Origin of the sequence: Pseudoalteromonas sp. MIP2626 (assembly GCF_013414205.1) — a bacterium.
Classification (GTDB): Bacteria; Pseudomonadota; Gammaproteobacteria; order Enterobacterales; family Alteromonadaceae; genus Pseudoalteromonas; species Pseudoalteromonas nigrifaciens.
In genome coordinates this window covers 76,824-95,916 of record NZ_JAATTW010000005.1, presented here as the reverse complement: position 1 = coordinate 95,916, position 19,093 = coordinate 76,824, and the positions used below count along the sequence as shown (strand labels likewise).

General features: G+C 41.9%; 20 protein-coding genes. All 20 read right to left on the bottom strand.

Going from position 1 to position 19,093, the window contains the following annotated elements; genetic code table 11:
• Positions 1–12: 12 nt before the first annotated feature.
• The 20 genes from HC000_RS05110 to fliF all read right to left on the bottom strand — a co-directional run bounded on the left by HC000_RS05110 (position 13) and on the right by fliF (position 19,083).
• The gene (locus HC000_RS05110) at positions 13–774 is read right to left on the bottom strand and encodes a protein phosphatase CheZ (RefSeq protein ID WP_011327504.1); all 762 of its coding nucleotides are present in this window, start codon (positions 772–774) and stop codon (positions 13–15) included.
• A gap of 15 nt (positions 775–789) precedes the next feature.
• The gene (gene cheY, locus HC000_RS05105) at positions 790–1,173 is read right to left on the bottom strand and encodes a chemotaxis response regulator CheY (protein ID WP_011327503.1); all 384 of its coding nucleotides are present in this window, start codon (positions 1,171–1,173) and stop codon (positions 790–792) included.
• A 40-nt stretch (positions 1,174–1,213) separates the two neighbouring features.
• Positions 1,214–1,924 carry an RNA polymerase sigma factor FliA gene (locus HC000_RS05100; RefSeq protein WP_011327502.1) on the bottom strand — a complete coding sequence of 237 codons (711 nt, stop codon included), beginning with the start codon at positions 1,922–1,924 and terminating at the stop codon, positions 1,214–1,216.
• A 26-nt stretch (positions 1,925–1,950) separates the two neighbouring features.
• Complete coding sequence (locus tag HC000_RS05095) at positions 1,951–2,811, bottom strand: MinD/ParA family protein (protein WP_011327501.1); 861 nt, start codon at positions 2,809–2,811, stop codon at positions 1,951–1,953.
• Positions 2,804–4,294, bottom strand: coding sequence for a flagellar biosynthesis protein FlhF (gene flhF / locus HC000_RS05090; protein WP_179807108.1), 1,491 nt, complete (start codon positions 4,292–4,294; stop codon positions 2,804–2,806). The genes HC000_RS05095 and flhF overlap by 8 nt, the downstream gene beginning before the upstream one ends.
• A 20-nt stretch (positions 4,295–4,314) precedes the next feature.
• Positions 4,315–6,426, bottom strand: coding sequence for a flagellar biosynthesis protein FlhA (gene flhA / locus HC000_RS05085; RefSeq protein WP_058372793.1), 2,112 nt, complete (start codon positions 6,424–6,426; stop codon positions 4,315–4,317).
• A gap of 72 nt (positions 6,427–6,498) precedes the next feature.
• Complete coding sequence (gene flhB / locus HC000_RS05080; RefSeq protein WP_089367878.1) at positions 6,499–7,629, bottom strand: flagellar biosynthesis protein FlhB; 1,131 nt, start codon at positions 7,627–7,629, stop codon at positions 6,499–6,501.
• A 9-nt stretch (positions 7,630–7,638) separates the two neighbouring features.
• The gene (fliR, locus tag HC000_RS05075; protein ID WP_011327497.1) at positions 7,639–8,418 is read right to left on the bottom strand and encodes a flagellar biosynthetic protein FliR; all 780 of its coding nucleotides are present in this window, start codon (positions 8,416–8,418) and stop codon (positions 7,639–7,641) included.
• Between the two features lie 2 nt (positions 8,419–8,420).
• A complete protein-coding gene (gene fliQ / locus HC000_RS05070) occupies positions 8,421–8,690 on the bottom strand; it encodes a flagellar biosynthesis protein FliQ (RefSeq protein ID WP_011327496.1) in 270 nt (89 codons plus the stop codon).
• Positions 8,691–8,731: 41 nt separating this feature from the next.
• Entirely contained in the window at positions 8,732–9,472 is a 741-nt protein-coding gene (gene fliP / locus HC000_RS05065) for a flagellar type III secretion system pore protein FliP (protein ID WP_011327495.1), read from the bottom strand.
• A 4-nt stretch (positions 9,473–9,476) separates the two neighbouring features.
• A complete protein-coding gene (gene fliO, locus HC000_RS05060) occupies positions 9,477–9,860 on the bottom strand; it encodes a flagellar biosynthetic protein FliO (RefSeq protein WP_041454360.1) in 384 nt (127 codons plus the stop codon).
• Entirely contained in the window at positions 9,857–10,255 is a 399-nt protein-coding gene (fliN, locus tag HC000_RS05055; protein ID WP_011327493.1) for a flagellar motor switch protein FliN, read from the bottom strand. Before fliN ends, fliO begins: the two co-directional genes overlap by 4 nt.
• A gap of 20 nt (positions 10,256–10,275) precedes the next feature.
• On the bottom strand, positions 10,276–11,367 hold the full coding sequence (fliM, locus tag HC000_RS05050) for a flagellar motor switch protein FliM (protein ID WP_011327492.1): 1,092 nt from the start codon (positions 11,365–11,367) through the stop codon (positions 10,276–10,278).
• 9 nt (positions 11,368–11,376) lie between these two features.
• Positions 11,377–11,907: a flagellar basal body-associated protein FliL gene (gene fliL, locus HC000_RS05045; RefSeq protein WP_179807107.1), complete on the bottom strand. Its 531-nt coding sequence runs from the start codon at positions 11,905–11,907 to the stop codon at positions 11,377–11,379.
• A 57-nt stretch (positions 11,908–11,964) separates the two neighbouring features.
• The gene (locus HC000_RS05040; RefSeq protein ID WP_179807106.1) at positions 11,965–13,545 is read right to left on the bottom strand and encodes a flagellar hook-length control protein FliK; all 1,581 of its coding nucleotides are present in this window, start codon (positions 13,543–13,545) and stop codon (positions 11,965–11,967) included.
• A gap of 168 nt (positions 13,546–13,713) precedes the next feature.
• On the bottom strand, positions 13,714–14,163 hold the full coding sequence (gene fliJ, locus HC000_RS05035; protein WP_041454359.1) for a flagellar export protein FliJ: 450 nt from the start codon (positions 14,161–14,163) through the stop codon (positions 13,714–13,716).
• Positions 14,163–15,497 (bottom strand): flagellar protein export ATPase FliI, encoded by a 1,335-nt coding sequence (gene fliI / locus HC000_RS05030; protein WP_011327488.1) that lies wholly within the window; start codon positions 15,495–15,497, stop codon positions 14,163–14,165. Before fliI ends, fliJ begins: the two co-directional genes overlap by 1 nt.
• A gap of 18 nt (positions 15,498–15,515) precedes the next feature.
• Positions 15,516–16,331, bottom strand: a complete 816-nt coding sequence (fliH, locus tag HC000_RS05025) for a flagellar assembly protein FliH (protein ID WP_226898005.1) — start codon at positions 16,329–16,331, stop codon at positions 15,516–15,518.
• A gap of 3 nt (positions 16,332–16,334) precedes the next feature.
• Positions 16,335–17,375, bottom strand: coding sequence for a flagellar motor switch protein FliG (fliG, locus tag HC000_RS05020; protein ID WP_011327486.1), 1,041 nt, complete (start codon positions 17,373–17,375; stop codon positions 16,335–16,337).
• The gene (gene fliF / locus HC000_RS05015; RefSeq protein ID WP_179807105.1) at positions 17,368–19,083 is read right to left on the bottom strand and encodes a flagellar basal-body MS-ring/collar protein FliF; all 1,716 of its coding nucleotides are present in this window, start codon (positions 19,081–19,083) and stop codon (positions 17,368–17,370) included. Before fliF ends, fliG begins: the two co-directional genes overlap by 8 nt.
• Positions 19,084–19,093 lie beyond the last annotated feature (10 nt).

Below are 19,093 nucleotides of genomic sequence, written 5' to 3'. Positions count from 1 at the left end.
GTTACTCTCCTATTAGAAGCCCAAACTTGATAAAAGATCATCAACTTCGTCTTGATCAGATACAACATCATCACGCGATTCTTTATCAATAATAGGGCCTTCTGGGCCTGCTAATGCTTGTGCGGCAATCGAGTTTTCTGTTTTTTGTTGCTCTTGGTTATCGTTTTCATCTTGTGCTGCAAACGCAGTTAACAGATGAATTAAACTTTCTTCAACTTCGCGTACCAGCTCAATAACACGGCGAATTACTTGTCCGGTTAAATCCTGATAATCTTGAGCCATTAACACATTAGTCATTAATACTTGCAACTCATCGGTTTTAAGATGCGAGCTGTTCATAAATTTATCAATGCTATGACACAATGTTTTAAATTCACCAAGTTCAAGATCGCGGCTCATTAACCGATCCCAGGTTGGCTTGATATGCGAAATATCATCAGCTAATTGCTGGGCTAAAGGCAGGCTCGCTTCAACCGCATCCATGGTTTTGTTGGCGGCGTTTTCTGTCATTTCTATGACATAGTTAAGTCGCTTTTTAGCATCCGGAATGGCATCAGTGGTTAAATCTGTTATGCGGGTGTCAAGCTCAAAACCCTTTAAAGACTCGTGCAACTGGCGCGTTAATTTACCTACTTCTGCAAACAAATATGATTGTTCTTGAGAGGCAGTTTCTAAAATTAACTGATCAGCTTTATGTTGCTCACCGTTTTCTAAAAAAGTGACCAGCTGACGTGCTTGCTCTAAAGTAATCTGAGGCGCAGCAGGTGCTGACATAAGCCTCTCCCCTTATTAACCTAAGCGTTCGAACACTTTTTCTAATTTAGTTTTTAATGTACCCGCAGTAAATGGCTTAACAATATAACCATTAACACCTGCTTGGGCTGCTGCAATAATTTGCTCTTTCTTAGCTTCTGCAGTAACCATTAAAACCGGAAGATGCTTTAATTTGTCATCTGCGCGTATTGCTCTTAACAAGTCAATACCTTGCATGCCCGGCATATTCCAATCTGTTACTACAAAGTCAAATGATTGATTTTGCAACATAGGTAAAGCAGTTGAGCCATCATCTGCTTCTAAAACATTGGTAAACCCTAAATCACGCAATAGGTTTTTAATAATACGTCTCATCGTTGAAAAGTCATCAACAACAAGAATTTTTATGTTTTTATCCAAAACATCCTCCAGTGAGGCCTAAACCTGTATTTACTTACTTCTAATTTATCCAGTCATTGATTTTTGCTTTTAGCTTAATCATCGCCTGACCATGTATCTGACTTACACGCGACTCACTTACATCGAGTATCTGTCCAATTTCTTTTAAATTCATTTCATCGTTATAGTACAACGAAAGCACCATTGCATCTCGCTCTGGTAGGGATTTAATTGCACTTAATAAAGATTCATTAAACCTTTCATTTTTAACATTATTAAAGGGTTTGTCTAGTGCTAAATCGTGCCCAACAGGTGTTATAACATCCTCATCAATACCTAAATCTTCTATTCCCAAGATTTTACTGGAATTAACATCGGTTAAAATATGATGATATTGCTCTAGTGTAATTTCAAGCTTTTGGGCAACTTCACTGTCTGTAGGTTCACGATTCAGGCTGCTTTCTAATGCTGAAATAGCTTCTATAACCTGGCGGCTTTTACGATGTACTGAGCGAGGAGCCCAGTCTCCACGGCGCATTTCATCAAGCATAGCGCCCCGAATACGAATACCCGCAAAGGTTTCAAAACTAGCGCCTTTAGTGGCATCAAAGTTTTTTGACGCCTCTATTAATCCTATCATTCCTGATTGAATTAAATCATCGAGTTGTACACTAGGGGGTAAACGAGCAATTAAATGACATGCTACTTTTTTTACTAATGAAGCATGCTTTTCAACAATCATATTTAAATTTTGTGTTGATTCATATCCCATAGCTCTATTCACCAATGTAGTCATAGTTAGCCGTTAACGAGTTTCTCAATGAAAAATTCTAAATGACCCGAAGGCTGGTTCGGTATTGGCCACTTTGTTATTCTTGTTGCTAATGTTTTAAAGGCAAGTGCAGCTGGAGAACTAGGAAACAGTTCAACAATTACTTTTTGACGACGTGTTGCTTTGCGCATATTTTCATCATAAGGAACGGTTGCAACCAGCTCCATTGATATATCTAAAAATCGGTCTGTAACCTTTGATAGCTTTGCAAATAACTCTTGCCCTTCGCGTAATGAACGCACCATGTTGGCAACAATTTTAAATTTATACACGCCATGTTCGCGGCTTAATACTTTGATCAGTGCATAGGCATCGGTTATTGAAGTTGGCTCGTCACATACCACAACCAAAACATCTTGTGCAGCGCGAGAAAAACTCAGCACCATATCCGATATACCGGCAGCGGTATCAACAACTAATATATCAAAATCAGTATTGAGTTCGCTAAAAGCACGAATAAGCCCAGCATGTTCTGCAGGCGACAACTCAACCATACTTTGTGAACCCGACGTCGCTGGTACTATTTTGATCCCAGCGGGGCCTTCTACTAGTATTTCATCAAGCTCACATTCGCCAGATAACACATGCGATAAATTACGCTCAACACGTAGTCCAAGCATTACATCACAATTGGCTAAACCCAAATCGGCATCAAGCACTAACACTCTATTGCCTTGCTGACCTAAAGCGATCGCTGTATTTAACGATACATTTGTTTTTCCAACGCCACCTTTACCGCCAGTGACGGCGATAACCTTAACGCCGTTATTATTATTTTTGCTCATTTTACGCAGGCCGCTTGCTTGATCTAATACTGTGTTAATCATACATCTCTACTGTGCTCGACGCCACTGATTGGTGTCGTGAATGTTGTACTTTTGTTCTCTTTAAATATAATTGCTCAGCTTTTTTCACTAGTTTTTCTGCATTTGCAACTCGAATATCTTCAGGTACTCGTTGACCATTAGTAAGATACCCTATTGGCAGGCGATTTTGAATCGCAATACTAATTATCTCGCCTAAACTTAATGATTCGTCGAGTTTAGTGAAAATACAACCGCTTAACTGTACTTTTTTAAAGTGTCTTACGGTTTCTTGTAACACATTTATTTGCGCAGTGGCACTTAATACTAAGTAATTACGAATATCCACACGCTGATTACGCATTAAGGTATTTAGCTGCTCAGTTAAACGTAAATCACGTTGGCTCATACCTGCGGTATCTATAAGTACTAAGCGCTTGTTACGTAAATGATATAACACTTCAGCCAGTTCGTTCGCATCTTTAACTTGTTTAACCCCACAGCCTATAATACGGCCATATGTTGCAAGCTGCTCGTAAGCACCAATTCTGTAAGTATCGGTAGTAATTAGCGCTACTTTATCAGCACCATATTTTTGTGCACCTAATGCCGCGAGCTTAGCCACTGTAGTGGTTTTACCCACACCGGTTGGGCCAACTAATGCGTAAACACCACCTTGGCGCAAAATTTCGTTATTCGTGGTTTGCATCTGATCTTCAACCATAGTTAACAGCGCTTTCCAGCCCTGCTGACGCGGAACATCTTCAGGTACAAAACAAGCCATTTGCTCAGCAACTTCTTTATCGATTCCCATGCCTACTAAGCGGTCAATCATGCATGCGCGCGTTGGGTCACGGCGCGCCATATCTTGCTGCATTAAACCCGACACTTGGTGCTCTAATAACTGGCGAATTGCGTTCATTTCTTCACGCATTGTGCTCATTGCTTCACTTTCGGTATTTTTAGTCGTGTGTGTTTGCGCAACTGGCGTGTCTAATTCATCAAAATCACGGTCTAGGTCATCAAAACCTAAGCTGTCAGCTTGCGTTTGTGGGCGTGCTTGCGCGGCTTCTTCACGCGCAAACATATTTGTAGGGCGTTGTTTAGCGACCGGCTCTTGATAATGCTCTGAGGTATCTATACCTGATTGCGAAAACATTGAAGCCAATTCTGCTGAACGTGGACGCGGCGACTGGCGCTCTAATAATGCTTGTAAGCTGTCGGCTACTTTTGCTTGTGGCTCAGGTCTAGCACGCTGTGGCTCTGGTTTTACAAAGTTATGCATGCTGTGCGAGTGGACAGAATGTGCCGTACGCTGCTGCAGCGGCACACTTTGTTGTGGCGCGGCGGCTTTAGGGGCTGCTTTGTCATAATCAACCGCTGCGACAATTTCTACGCCGTTTGCGAGTTTTTTATTAGACATAATAACCGCATCAACACCTAGCTCATCTTTAACTTCTTTAAGTGCTGTGCGCATATCTTTAGCAAAAAAACGTTTAATCTTCATGGTTCAACCCCTTTAAAATCTTATTGTTGGCCTACTGAGCTAACAATCTTAATCTGCCTTTCGTCTGGTATCTCTTGATAAGACATCACTCGTAATCCTGGAATGGTGTACTTAACAAAACGAGATAACACAGTGCGTAACATTCCTGACGTTAACAGTATTGAAGGTTCACCGGCCATTTCTTGATTTTGATGCGCTTCGTTTAATGACACTTGAAGTCGCTCTGCAAGTCCTGGCTCTATTCCGGCACCTTCGTCGCCTGCATTTTGTAATGACTGATGCAACATCTGTTCCAACTCAGGCGCCAAGGTTATGACAGGGATTTCTGAAGACATGCCCACTGCATCTTGAACTATTAATCGACGCAGTGAAATACGTACCGCAGCGGTTAAAACATCTGGATCTTGGCTACGCGGGCCATACTCTACAAGGGTTTGTACTATTGAGCGCATATCGCGAATAGCTACACCTTCGTTTAATAAATTTTGTAAAACTTTAACTATGGTAGTTAATGGCAATACATCAGGCACCAAGCCTTCTACTAACCTTGGGTGACTTTTTGCTAGCATATCTAATAGATTTTGTACTTCTTCGTGGCCTAATAATAACGCCGCATTATTGGTGAGTAATTGGCTAATATGAGTGGCAACCACAGTCGCCGAATCAACCACGGTATAACCAAGCGATTGCGCTTCATCTTTTTGATCAGGCTTGATCCACACCGCATCTAAACCAAAAGCCGGATCTTTAGTTTCAATCCCTTTTATAGGACCAAATACTTGCCCCGGATTAATTGCCAATTCGTCGCCGTGTTTTAGTTCGCCTTCGCCACTTGATACGCCCATTAAGGTAATTCGGTATGCATTTGGGTCTAGCTCTAAGTTGTCGCGTATATGTACCGGGGGCACTAAAAAGCCTAATTCTTGAGAGAGCTTTTTACGCACGCCTTTAATACGGTTTAGCAATTCACCACCTTGGGATTGATCAACCAATGGAATAAGTCGGTAACCTACCTCTAAACCAATTACATCAACTTGCTGCACATCGTCCCAGCCTAACTCTTTTTGTTCTTGCTTATTGGCAATGCCTGTACCTACTGCGCTGCCATTAGCGGTTTCCTCAGCAAGTGCTGCTGCCGCTTTTAATTTATTTTGTTGAGTGTAGTAAGCTAAATAACCTAATAGTGCGCCCAAGCTTAAAAACGCTACGTGCGGCATACCAGGTACTAAGCCCATAATAATTAAAATGCCTGAAGCAATAAATAACGACTTTTCGTTACCGAGTTGTTTCTTAAATTGATCGCCCATGTTGTGCGACTCATTTTGACGCGTTACAACAATAGCAGTACCAATAGAGAGTAATAATGAAGGGAGTTGCGCAACCAAGCCATCACCTATGGTGAGCAAGGTATAAATTTCCATGGCATTGCCAAAGCTTAAATCGTGTTGGATCATGCCAACAAATAAGCCACCAACAATATTAATAATTAATATAACAATACCGGCAATAGCATCGCCTTTTACAAATTTACTGGCACCATCCATAGAACCATAAAAGTCGGCTTCGCGGGTTACTTCTTCGCGGCGCTCTCGGGCTTGCTCAGCGCTAATAAAACCCGCATTCATGTCAGCATCAATTGCCATTTGTTTACCCGGCATAGCGTCTAGGGTAAAACGCGCCGACACTTCAGAAATACGCCCAGCACCTTTAGTAATTACCACAAAGTTTATGATGATCAAGATTAAAAACACCACTAAACCTACTGCATAGTTACCACCAATAACCACAGAGCCAAAGGCTTCAATTACTTTACCGGCAGCATCACCACCATTGTGGCCCTCAAGTAATACTACTCGGGTGCTGGCAACGTTAAGTGCCAAACGCATAATAGTGGCGATTAGTAACACAGCCGGAAACATACCAAACTCAAGTGGTTTCATGGTGTATACAGTTACCAGTAACACCACCAAAGCAAGGGCAATATTAAAAGAAAATAATATATCAAGCAGGAACGGAGGAAGAGGTAAAATGACCATACCCAGCGCAGCAAGTACCATTAATGGTGTACCTACGCCTTTGGCATACTCTTTTTTATCTTTGTTAAGTTGTTGTAATACCGCTTTAAATCCCATAACCCTACAATTTCAAAAAATTGACACTACTTTGAAATTGCAATAACTATTCCAAGTTATAGGTTATTTAAATTAATACTGATAATCGTCAGGAATAGGCAGTTTTTTATTAAGTTTGGTGGGGCGTTTTCCGCGCCCTTTATTAAAGCGCTTAAGCTGAAACACATAAGCTAATACTTGCGCAACTGCGGTAAATAACTGATCCGGAATTTGCTCCCCCACTTCTGCAGTATGATAAAGCGCTCGAGTAAGCGACGGCGATTCTAAAATAGGCACTTCATTACCAATCGCTATTTTACGAATTTGCATTGCCATTTCATCAATTCCTTTGGCAACTACTATAGGTGCTCCGGCGCGTTCGGTGTCGTACTTTAAAGCCACAGAGTAATGGGTAGGGTTAGTTACAATAACATCGGCATCGGGCACATCTTGCATCATACGTTTTTGCGACATTTGCCGCTGGGTTTGTCTTATGCGCGCTTTTATTTGCGGGTCACCCTCTGAGTTTTTATACTCGTCTTTTACTTCTTGAAGGGTCATTTTAAGTTGTTTATTGTGATTATAACTTTGAAATGGCGCATCAATCGCAGCAATAATAATTAAGGTACAAGACAAGCCTAAAAACATCCAAGCCAATATTTCTAAGGCATGAATAATATTACCTGGGGCGCTTTCTACACTTAAGTGCAGTATTTCATCAAAAAAGGTATTAATTAAAAACACTGCAAAACTGGCAACTAAACCAAATTTTAACAGCGACTTTAACAGCTCCACCCCAGCTTGGGGGCCAAACATACGTTTAAAGCCTTTAGCGGGCGACATTTTACTAGCTTTAGGCGCAGCAGCTTGCCAACTAAAATTAAAGCCACCTAACATGGTGTTACCAATAAAAGCAGCTAATACAATAATAAATACAAACATTGCCATAGGGAACATCAGCGCATCGGCCACTTCGCCCCATACGGCAAACATTTTGGTGGTGTCGTAGGTTTCGTTACGGTTAAGGCTAAGCATTCTACCCATTACGTTATACAAACCTTTACCAATTTCGGGGCCGTACATGAGCAACGAAATAGCCGAAAAAATAAGCACAAACATAGTGCCCAGCTCTTTGGAGCGTGCTATTTGGCCTTTCTTTTTGGCATCCTCTACTTTTTTGGATGTGGGTTCTTCGGTTTTTTCTTGTCCAGAATCTTCAGACACAATAACCTCCTAAGGCGAGCAGCCCACTAATGAGCACATTAACTCGACCATTTTTAGCCACTGAAACTCAAACTGCGATACAAAATTACCTAAGGTCGCCCAAATAATGATAAGCCCAGCAACTAAAGTAAACGGAAAACCAATAGAAAAAATATTTAGCTGTGGCGCGGCGCGGGTCATAATGCCAAACGACATATTAATTACCAGCATAGCGGTAAGCGGTGCCAGTGATAGCACCAGCGCTGTAGTAAACATCCAGCCGCCCCAAGTTACTATGTCCCAGTAATGATCCACCGACCACCAATTACCATCAATTGGCAGCACTTCAAAGCTGTGTACCACCATTTGAATCATCATTAAATGACCATTAAATACAAAAAATAATAAGGTCGCTAAAATAAGGTAAAACTGCCCTACTGCAGGCACACTTAAACCATTGGAGGGGTCAACCACAGAGGCAAAACCAAGACCCGTTTGCATAGCCAATATTTGCCCAGCTAACACAAAGGTATTTAACAATAAGGTAGATGCAAAGCCAATCGCAATGCCTATTAGCATTTGCTGAATAACCACTAAAATCATTTCAAACGAAAACAAATTAGTAAAGGTAGCAGGCGGCAGCATAGGCACAGCAACAAAGGTAACAACAATTGCTAAGCCCATTTTTATACGTGTAGGTACGTTTTTAGCGCCAAGGCCAGCCATTACCATAATCATTGAGCTAATACGCACTAATGGCAGTAAAAAGTCACTCAACCATTGAATTACGACAGCAAACGGTAATTCCATACTTAGCCTGCAATTTCAGGAATAAGTAATACTAGGCGGGTAAAAAAGTCCATTAACTCTTGGGTAAACCAGTGGCCGCCAACAATAAGCGCACTTATAGTAATTAGTAAGCGTGGTAAAAAACTCAAAGTTTGCTCGTTAATTGAAGTTGCAGCCTGAAACACGGCAACCACTAAACCCACAATTAAGCCCGGCACTACAATAGCAGAAACCAATTTAATTACTAAAAACAGCGCGCTACTTAAAATATCAACAAATACTTCTGGTTCCACGGCGTACTCCTAGTGCGTAATTAGCTTAGTGTTAAGTAAGGTCATGTGCCTAAACCAAAGCTTTTTGCCAAGGTTCCCATCACTAAGCTCCAGCCATCAACCAACACAAACAGCATTATTTTAAACGGTAAAGACACTATCATTGGCGATAGCATCATCATACCCATGGCCATTAATACCGACGCCACCACTAAATCCACGATTAAAAAAGGAATAAAAAACATAAAACCAATAATAAAAGCAGTTTGCAGCTCACTGGTTACAAACGCCGGAATAAGTACAATTAAAGGAGTGGCTTCTGGCGAGTCTAACTGATCGTATCCCGCTATTTTGGCAAAGGTTTCTAAATCTTTAATACGCACTTGCGACAGCATAAAGGCTTTCATTGGCTCTTTTGCCAGCTCCAATGCTTCCATTGAAGTGACTTGCTCGCTTAGATAGGGCTCTATAGCGCGTTCGTTCACTTGCTGATAAATAGGCGCCATAATAAAAATACTTAAAAATAACGACATGCCTAGCAATACTTGATTTGAGGGGGTTTGTTGTAAACCTATGGCTTGGCGCAAAATAGCCAGCACTACAATTATACGGGTAAACGAGGTCATCATGATTATAGCCGCTGGAATAAAGCTCAGCGCGGTCATAATCGCCAATACTTGCAGCGTTACCGAGTAGTCTTGGGTGCCATCTGCATTTGTGGTAATGGTTAGTGCGTCTATTCCTTCTGCACTAACATTTGGTACAAACAGCATGACAAAAATAAGAAGCAGCCATTTAGTCATAATTTTAATTCTTTTTATTTTGATTTGCTTGTGGGTTTAAAAGCTTACTAAAGCGTTTTGCTAATTCTGGTAGCTCTTTTTCACTCAAAGGTGTGTCTAATTTATGTAAATAGTTAATGCTGTGCGGGGTAACCCCTAACAAATGTTGTGCGTTATCTATTTCTACCACCATTAAACGCTCACGCGAGCCCAGTGGTAAACTACGCACTACTTTAAACTCATCACTATTTGCTAAATTTGGATTAAACTTTTTCACAAAAAATGCCAGTACTATAATTAGCACCAGCACCATAACAAGCGATAACACCATAGAGAGAATATCGCCTGTGGGTGTTACCTGCTCTGCTTTTGTAAATACCGAGCTGGTTAAAGCAACAACCATACTCATCGTAATTTTTTGATCCGTTCTACTTGGCTAATTACGTCGGTTAAACGAATACCAAACTTATCGTTTACTACCACCACTTCGCCATGGGCAATTAAAGTACCATTAACCAGTACATCTAACGGCTCACCTGCAACACGGTCAAGCTCTACCACCGAGCCTTGGTTTAATTGTAATAAGTTACGAATATTAATTTTAGAGCGCCCTACTTCCATAGAAATAGTCACAGGTATATCTAAAATTGTATCGAGCTTGCGTTTTTCATCGCCACTGATCTCGTGTTTTGCATCGCTTAATTCATCGAGTTCAGTTACTTTTGCTTGGCCACTGTCATCAGTGCCCTCAGCTTCGGCTAAAGCTGCTGCCCATTCATCCATAGTGTCTTGATCATCGCTCATACATTTAACCTTTTAATCAATTACCAGTCTAAGTCTACACCGTCAGAGAGGTGTAAATCATCTTCTAGTTCTGCTAATTCTGCATCTGAATCAATTTTCTTGCCGCCTTTGGTAAATACATGCAGCTCAGATTTAACTGAATCAGGTCGTTTAATTTTTTCACTAATTTGCAGCGCAACACTATCGCGTGAGCGGCCCATTTTAGCTCTAAATGTCGGTAACTCTTCAACAAATACAGTTATATGCTCAGGCATTTCTACCGGAATAATATCACCTGCTTTGAGTTCCATTATTTGTTTTAGTGTTAAATCTACTTCCAATAACTGAGTAGATAGCTCAACCTCTACGTCCATTATTTCATCGCGTAGTGCCTTACTCCAACGTAAATCGGTGTCTTCGGTATCCGATTGCACACCCGCGTCAAGCAGCTCTCTAATTGGCTCCAGCATAGAATAAGGCAGAGCAATATGAAAGTCTCCCCCACCGCCATCCAATTCAATATGAAAAGAGCTAATAACCACCACTTCGGTTGGGCTTACAATGTTAGCCATAGCAGGGTTTACTTCAGAATCTAAGTATTCAAACGATACATCCATTACCGGTGCCCATGCTTCTTTATAATCTTCAAAGATTATTTTTAGTAACATTTGCACAATGCGTCGCTCTGTAGGGGTAAATTCACGCCCTTCAATTTTTGCATGGTAGCGGCCATCACCACCAAAAAAGTTATCAACCAAAATAAACACTAAACGTGCTTCCATGGTAATAAGGCCGGTGCCTTTTAAAGGTCTAAAACGCACCATATTTAAACTGGTTGGCACAAACAAAGTATGCACATACTCGCCAAACTTAATCATTTGTACGCCATTTATAGACACCTCAGCGGTGCGGCGCATCATGTTAAATAGGCTAATTCGCATATGACGAGCAAAGCGTTCATTAACAATTTCCAGTGTCGGCATTCGCCCACGTACGATCCGATCTTGCGAAGAAAAGTCATACTGAAGCGTATTGCCTTCACCGTCTTCACCTTCGGGTATATCTTCCTCGTCAACGTCATCAACACCATGCAATAACGCATCAATTTCGTCTTGGGATAATAAATCGCTCACGCTAGCCCCTTATTGCATCACAAAGCCGGTAAATAATACCCGCTCAATTACTTTACTGCCTTCAACGTCCATTAAGCTAGCTTGTACTTTTTCTAGTGCTGCAAAGCGTAAGTTTTCTTTACCTACACTGGTGCTTAGTTCGTCAGCCGTGGTCATAGAAAATATACTTAATAATGTACTTTCTATTAGTGGAATATGTTTTTTAGCGGTTTCTTCGTTTGATTCGCCGCGCACTAATAATTCCACTTTAATTTGCACAATTCTATCGCGACTAGAGCCCGGTATGTTAAATACAAAAGGTCTTGGCATTGCAACATAAAGTGCGCTGCCTATTTTGGCCGATGAGCCTGTAGAAGAGCTTGCTTGCTGTGCTGTAGCGGCTTCATCATTTAACGTTTCCGCTGGCGTGTCTGAGCCCGAAAGCAAAAAATAACCAACAACAGCTGCAACAATAACAAGCAATACAGCTGCAATAATTACTATGAGTTTCTTTTTGCTGTTACCTGTTTCTTCTATTTCTAAATTAGTCTCTTCAGCCATGACATTTCCTTTATTAGCAAAGGTACTTGCTTGTTTTAGTTATTATAATAGCAGTACTTAGGCATAGTAATCTATTGATGATGACGTTTGTTGTCGAGAACTTGGTATTTGTGTATTAATTTGCTCATCGTTTTCATCAGTAGTCAATTCATTATTAGCTAAACGACGACTATCGTTGTCATCATTTTGCTCTGCTCCTTGCCCTCCAGGCTCACCATAAGAAATAGTACTTTCGCCTAAATCTATACCTTGCTGGGCAAGCATTTCGCGTAAGCGCGGAAGCGATTGTTCAAGCGCTTCTTTAGCTTGCTGGTTTTGTACTACAAAGTTTATTTGTGCTTGCTCTGCATCGCTTCTGATGCGAATTTGCATACTGCCCATTTCTGGTGGGTCGAGACGAATTTCTGCTACTTTATTATTTATGCTAAGCATAGAGCTCACTCGCTCTTGCAACATTTTTGCCGCGTCACTTTTTATAATATTAAGCGCTTGCATAACACCTGGGTCCAAGCTTGCTTGTTTAACTTGCGCTGTGCTTTGTAATTGCCCAGCCTGCAACGCTTGCATATCAACTATAGTTTGCTCATACCCTACACTATCGTATAGGCCTAAACCATTTACCGTACTGGTAATTTGCGTCAATAATTGTGCTGCTCGGGGTGATAACTGTTCAGTGTTATTTTTTTGCAATGACTCTAACGATTTAGTGAGTTCTTTATCGCTAAGCGCATTTAATGCTGTTTTATCATCTGCAGATATTAATACTTTTTTATCAATCGATGCGCTTAGCTCTGCAATTGTTTGCTTAATACTTGCTAGCTGCTCACCTTGTGGCTGCTCATTTTTAATATAGCTATTTAACTGGCTCAGTAGCGCTTGTTTTTCTGGGGTGGTTAATGCATTTATTTGAGAATTTAAAGCCTGTTTAGCCGTGTCTGCTGCGCTTGCTTTATCACTTTCAACAACATATTGAGTAAGCATTTGCTTTAACGTTGCGAGGTTGTCGTTGCTATTGGGTTTGCTACTTGCCTGCAGCTGCGTAGTTAATTGCTCATGCTGCTCAGGTGTAAGTTTAGCAAGTAACGGATCTGATTTAATTGCCTCGCTATCTTTGCTTAGCAAGTTCATTACTGCGGCATCTACCGATTGTTTTTGCGCTGTTGTATCGCCTTTATTATTTGCCGTAGCCATACCTTGCGATAAGGGCATTAACTTTTCATTTGCCGCTTCAGCGCTTGCTGCAACATCGCTAAACACACCTTTTTGCGGTGCAATTACAATAGGGGCAAGCTGATCATCAGGCTTCCCTTTTAATTGCTTAGCGTCTTCACCTAAAGCCTCGGCTTTAGCATCAGCGTTCTTTTTAACTGAGGTGTCTATAGTGTGCGCAGCATTTATTTGCGCCAACATACTATCGCCCGAAACAGCATCGTCTTGTGTTTCAGGCTGCTCAGCCTTAGCATTGCTAGCGCCTGCTTTAGCTTTGCTGCTATTATTGTAAGCCGCTTTATTGGCATCTTCTAACTGATTAAAAAAACCAGTATCAGAGTCATCATTACGTCTTGAGTTACTCGTTTGTTTATTAGAGTAAGCGTCTTGCTCAGATACCGCTAACATTGAAATATCATTAATCGTCATAAATCACCTAATATAAAGCGGCAACAAACCACCCAATAATGCCTAAAATTATAGTTCACTTAACAACAAAGCAATTAACGTGCCTTTGTTTATAAGGTACAAGCTTTTGCTAAAGCGGTTTTTGTTAAAGCGATTAAGGTACTCGCTACTTATTAAAGTCGGTTGTTACTAAAGTCGATTGTTGTGTCGTTGAAAAAACTGATTAGCCGAAAATTCATCCAACATTTTTTGCTCATTTTTAGCCACTAGCACATCGGCCTTTAACTGTTGTTTTTCGATGAGTTTAGCGACTGCTTTAGCCTTAATTTGCTGCTTTAACCACAGGGTTTTACGCTGGCTAACCACTTGTTTTGCAGTGTTTACTGTATTGGCTTGTTGGCGAATTGCTTCTTCTATTTTAGCAATAAATGCATGAAACTGACTAAACCCAGCACTTGATAAGCCCGACTGCCCTTTAATGTGTAATTGCTGGGTGTATTCCAATCTAAAGTTATTTAAACCTTGGAGTTTTTGCTGGTTTGCCTGCAAATTTTGATTCGCCTGCAAATAGCTCATCCGCAGCGTTTCTTCTTTATCGTTTTCAATTTTTAGTAATAAATGCAGTTTGTTTTTAGCCATTATGCTTGCCCTAATAACTGCGCTAGCCCTTGCAGGCCGTCGTCGTAACTAATTACATCGCGCATGCCTTGCTGTAAAAAGGCATTTACTCTTGGCATCATATTTATGGCTTGATCAAGCATTTGATCTGTCCCTTTTTGATACGCACCTAAGGTGATCATGTCTTTATTTTGCTGGTACATAGAGTACACCTGCTTAAGCACTCGCGCTTGTTGCATGTGCGTCTCAGATACCACTTGCGGCATTACTCGCGAAATGGATTTTTCTATATCAATTGCCGGATAATGACCGCTGTCGGCCAGTTCCCGCGAAAGTACAATATGGCCGTCGAGTATGGCGCGCGCCGCATCGGCAATGGGGTCTTGCATATCATCGCCTTCACTTAGTACGGTAAAAAAGGCAGTAATAGAGCCTTGCCCTTCTCCGCCGTTACCGGCACGCTCCACCAGCGCTGGCAGTTTTGCAAACACCGAAGGCGGGTAGCCTTTAGTCGCCGGTGGCTCGCCTACTGCAAGTGCTATTTCACGCTGCGCCATGGCATAACGCGTTACCGAATCGAGCAATAACAAAACGTTTAACCCTTGATCGCGAAAGTACTCTGCAATAGTCACCGCACTTTCGCAGCCTTTTAAACGCATTAATGGTGAAGAATCTGCCGGTGCTGCTACAACCACCGAGCGTTTACGCCCCTCAACACCAAGTATTTCTTCAATAAATTCTTTTACTTCACGGCCACGCTCGCCCACCAGCCCCACCACAATAACATCGGCTTCACTACCACGAGTCATCATACCAAGCAGTACCGACTTACCTACACCCGAGCCTGCAAACAAGCCCATTCGCTGGCCTTGTCCTACTGTTATTACTGAATTTATAGCACGCACGCCTACATCCATAGGCTGGCTTATAGGTCGTCTTGAAAGAGGGTTTATCGGTTTTTGGGCAAACTTAAGATAGTGCTCGGCATTAATTTTACCTAAACCATCAAGAGGACGACCTAAGCCATCAACTACGCGGCCCAGCAAACTCATGCCTACAGGTAAACCTGTGTCGTTAAGTTGGGGGATCACCCGAGCACCAGGAAGCACCCCCGATATATGATCGTTTGGCATTAAATATAAAGTTTGGTCGTTAAAACCAACTATTTCGGCATCAACAAAGCCGTTCATAGTTTCTATTTTACATTGGCTACCTACAGGCGCACGTAAGCCTTTAGCCTCAAGGGTAAGGCCAACTACTCGCGTTAAAATACCCGCTACAGCAAGTGTTGGCGGTTTAATATGCTGTTTGTATTGAGATAAGCGTTCGCTTAATGAAACATCTAAAGCAGACATAACAGACCAATAAAATAGTTAGATACTACTGCTATGCAAAAAACTATCCAATGTTTCTTTGACACGCGTTTTAAGTGTCATATCAAGCGATGATTGCGCCGTTTTAACTTCGCAGCCGCCTCGCTCTAACGTTGGCTCTGCAATCAACTGCCAGTTATTATCTGTCACTGTTTGCTCGCCATAACTTTGCTTTATTAGCTCTAAATCTTCGGGGTGTAAATGAATGCGTACTTTTTCTTGCTCGGTATTAAGCGCATCAATACTGTGTTTAAGGGTGTGTAAAATAACATCAGGAGAGGTTTTTACTTCTTGATAAATAATGGCCTCTGCAAGCATAACGGCTAATTGCACTAATTGTTTTTCAGCTTGCTCATCTACTTTACTTAGCGGCGCGGTTAACCCCTCTAAAATACTACGTAGGCCAGTTAACTGCTCTTCTATTAGTGGTTTTACATCTTCTTGGCCTTGGGTTTTTCCCAGCTCTAAGCCTTCTTTGTAGCCAGCTTCTTTACCTTCGGTAACGCCTTTATCAAAACCGTCTATGTAACCTTGCTCGTGTCCTTGTTTTACACCTTCTTCAAACGCATCTTGTCTAATGCGCTCAAGTTCGGCCATAGTAAGCGCAGGTAACTCAGGTTCTTGCGGCTCTTCAATTAGCGACTCTTCAGCCATTTCTTTTCGATACAACTCAGCAAGCGGTGTACCAAAGGCAGTAGAGCGATTACCAAAGCTTTTTTCATCGGGTGCTACATCAGGAACATCCCAATGCTTTAATAGTTCATCGGCTTCATCTGCGTGCAGTGGACGCCCTTTGTGCATTGACGATTTAGTCATGGTTTATAAAAACTCCTCGCCGCCGCCGCCGCCAAGCTGTATTTCGCCCGAGTCAGACAATCGACGCGCCGTAGAGAGTATTTCTTTTTGCGCTGCTTCTACTTCACTAATACGCACTGGTGCCATTGCCTCTAAGTCATCGGCAAGCATTTCGGCAGCACGTTTAGACATATTACCGAGTATTTTTTCTTTAAGCGCATCGTCTGTACCTTTAATAGCTTTCATTAGTACGTCTTGTTGTACTTCGCGTAAAATTGCTTGAATACCACGGTCGTCTACGTCCATTAAGTTTTCAAACACAAACATAAGATCTTGAATTTGTTGCGACATTTCTTCGTCATGCTCACGAATAGAGTCCATTAACTGCCCTTCTACGTTGGTATCTAGGTAGTTCATAATATCGGCAGCCGCTTTTAAGCCACCCATTTTCGCAGCTTGCGCACCCGCTTGGCCTGCAAACTGTTTTTCCATAATTTCGTTAAGCTCTTGCAAGGCAGCTGGCTGCACTTCTTCAAGGTTAGCAATACGCATGGTTAAATCTAGGCGCACTTTATCAGGAAACTGCGCCAGTATTTCGGCAGATTGCTCAGGCTCTAAATAAGATAATACAATGGTTTGAATTTGCGGATGCTCATTACGAATAATGTTAGCTACTTGTTTCGAGTCCATCCACTTTAACGAATCAAGTCCTTTAGCGCCCGATCCCATTACTATTTGGTCAATTAAGCTAGCGGCTTTATCTTCACCTAATGCAGCAGTAAGCGCTTTTTTAATAAAGTCTTCTGATTGAAAACCAATTGTACTAAAGCTTTGAATTTGCTCTATAAATAAATTATGTACTGCGCTTATTTTAGCTTGCGATAGATCCTGCAAACCGGCCATCGCCATACCCACTTTTTGCACCTGTTTGGGCTCTAAGTGTTTGAGTATTTGCGCTGCATCTTCTTCAGATAAACTTAATAGCAGTATGGCCGCTTTATCTACGCCATCTAGCTTATCAACATCGAAAGCTGCTGGGAGTTGTTTTTGGTTTTGATCAGTCATCTTCTGTTAACCACGCTTTCACTACTTGTGATGATAGTTCTGGTTCATTAGCTACAAGGGCACGTACGGCTTTAAGTAAGTCTTCGTCACCATGTAAATCGGGTAGCTGCAGTGTACCATCGCTTGAGAAGCCAACTGAAGCAGAATCAAAGTCTTTATTTAGCATATCTAAGCTATTATCGCCAATATCAACCCCTGAGCTAAGTGCATCTTCATCGTACTCATCAAGCGTGCTGTCTGGGTAAATTAAGCGTTTTAGCATAGGTTTAACTACAGCCATAATCAACACAATAATAACCAATGCAGCCAGTACTAAGCGTACTATTTTCATAAACCAGTCTTGTTCCCATAAAGGTACTTCAAAACTCATATCTACGGCTTCTCGTACAAAGGGAACTGTTACTACTTCTAGGGCATCGCCGCGCTGTATATCAAAGCCAACACCACCTTGTAATAAACGTCGAATATTTGACAGTGCCTCAACCGAGCGCGGGGTCATGGTGGTTTCACCGTTTTCGCCCACTGTTGGCAAATAATCAACCGCTACCGATACACTAATTCTGCGAATCGTGCCGCTTTGTTGGCGCTTATGCGAAATAGTAGTATCGAGCTCATAGTTACGCGTGGCTTCTTTATGCGTACGACTCGGTGAAGTAGCACTTCCTGCGCCGCCTTGGCCTGCTACTTCTGGAATATCTGAATTTACCGGAGGCTGATTACTTAACGCGCCAGGAATACCCACAGCTAAGCCGCCTATGTTGTTTTCCTCAAACGTGGTTTCGCTTCTTACCGCTGGTAGGTCTGGGTTATAACGTTTTTGCGTTTCTTCTAATGAGCTAAAGTCCATACTCAAATCAACTTGCGCAGTGTAATTACTCAAACCAACAATAGGGATTAAAATGCTATCAATTTTTTCTAGGTATTCTTGCTCGCGCTTACGCTCTAGGTCGTACTCTTTACGAGAACGCGCAGAAAGTGAGCTTTGTGAGCCCGAATTTAATAAACGGCCATTTTGATCGGTAACCGTTACACGTGCAGGCTCTAATCCTTGCACTGCTGAGGCTATCATATCCACCACAGAGTCTACTTCTTCGCTGTTAAGCGAGCGTCCGCGTTTAAGCGTAAGTACGACCGTTGCTGATGGTTTTTTCTCTCTGCGGGCAAATACGTTTTCTTTTGGAATAGCTAACAGCACCTTGGCGCGAGTGATGTTATTTAGCTCTTCTATAGTGCGGGCAAGTTGTTGCTCTCGGCCATGCTTTAGGCGCTCGCGCTCTAAGCGCTGGCTTACACCAAAGCCCATGTCTTGCATTATTATGTCTGAACCAGAAGTAGGACCTTGATCCAAGCCTTCGCGAGTCATTAGTAATTTTATATTTTGGTATTCGCTTTCATCAACCGACACTACATTGCCATCTAGTTGATAATCTATTTTTTGCGCATCTAAAAAATCAAGCGTTTGAATTAGCTCTTCGGTGGGCATTTTACCTAATGGGCGCATATCTGGCTGACGTGCCCAAATAATCACAAAAATGGCAATTGCCAAACAAATCGCCAGTGCAATAACAAGGGTAACTTGACGCAATACATCAACACCGCTTAACGCACTTAAATAGCCCGACTTTTGTTCTTGTTGATCGTCACTATCGCTTTGCTCAATACCGCCACTAGCAAGTGCAAGATCTGTAGATTGATTAGATTGCGCCACAATTATTCTC